This is a genomic window from Paludifilum halophilum (assembly GCF_002245355.1).
Lineage (GTDB): Bacteria > Bacillota > Bacilli > Thermoactinomycetales > DSM-45169 > Paludifilum > Paludifilum halophilum.
In genome coordinates this window covers 1-426 of the sequence record NZ_NOWF01000117.1, presented here as the reverse complement: position 1 = coordinate 426, position 426 = coordinate 1, and the positions used below count along the sequence as shown (strand labels likewise).

1 protein-coding gene is annotated in these 426 nt (G+C 51.9%); it reads right to left on the bottom strand.

All coding sequences use genetic code 11. The features are described from left to right. On the bottom strand, positions 1–426 hold a 426-nt coding region (locus CHM34_RS20470), incomplete at both ends, for a class I tRNA ligase family protein (RefSeq protein WP_141201791.1).

The following is a 426-nucleotide window of genomic DNA, read 5'->3' as shown; positions in this document are numbered from 1 at the left end:
GATGAAAGGCATGGCTTTCTTGGATTCAGACTTGTCAATGGACTTGCTGATGGCCTTGATGTCGATGGATTCGGCGTCGCGGAGCATATCAATGTACTTCTTCTGCCAAGCAGGCCACTCCTTGGCGGCGAAGATGATGATCTTCTTCTCCTTCTTGGGGTCGAAAGTAGCGGCTTTACCCTTTGATAGCTTCTTCATGGCGTTACCCTCTGCTGATGTGATGTTGGTTTGTGTGGTTCGGACAAACTCTCGGGCAGCGGTGAGGGAAGCGTTGGGCTCGGGGACCTTGGGCCAAAGCGCTTTCTGGATGGTCTCCTTGTTCTTGAGCACCTCAAGCCAGATGTATTCTGCCCAGTGAGGCGCGATAGGTGTGATGAGAAGGGCTTGGAGTTCAATGAACTTCTTGACCAAGTCTTGGTGCATACC